The sequence below is a fragment of the Acidovorax sp. SUPP950 genome (assembly GCF_030158935.1).
Lineage (GTDB): Bacteria > Pseudomonadota > Gammaproteobacteria > Burkholderiales > Burkholderiaceae_C > Paracidovorax.
Map to the genome: position 1 here is coordinate 1 of NZ_BQXE01000024.1, position 539 is coordinate 539.

Sequence of the window (539 nt, forward strand, 5' to 3'; positions counted from 1 at the left end):
CAGGCTGCTCTGGCCCAGCGCGTTGGTGGCCTGGGTGAGGTGGCCCGCGCTGTCGTAGGCGTAGGTGGTCACAGCGCCGCCCGGGTCGGTCTCGCTGGCGACCAGGCCCGAGGGGTGGTAGGTCCAGGCCCAGGTGCGCGAGACGGGCGGGTTCACCGAGGTGTCCTTGACCGTCTGCGTGAGGACGTTGCCCTGGCCGTCGTACGTGTAGGCCGTCTCGCGGCCCGCCTCCGTCACCTTGACCGGCAGGCGCCACTTCGGGTGCCATTCGGTGCTGGTCGTGCGCGCCTGCGCCGTGCCGCTGGCCTGCGTGGTGCTCAGCGGCACGCGCCTGCCCGCATCCCATTGGTACGTCGTCACGCTCCCGAGAAAGTCCGTCTCGGAGTCGATCAGCCCTTGCGCGTTCTGCACCCGCTGCGCGGCATCGGGCTTGCCCAGTGGATCGGGCTTGCTGGCACCACTGACGACCAGTTTGCCCAGGTTGAGGCTGTAGTTGAAGGTGCGCGCCGTGCCCAGGGGGTCGATGACGGTGGCGCCGG

The 539-nt window shown here is 70.3% G+C and carries 1 protein-coding gene; it reads right to left on the minus strand.

Going from position 1 to position 539, the window contains the following annotated elements:
- Positions 1-539, minus strand: a 539-nt coding sequence (locus tag AVME950_RS24260) for an RHS repeat domain-containing protein (protein ID WP_502869453.1), incomplete at both ends; no start/stop codon positions are given.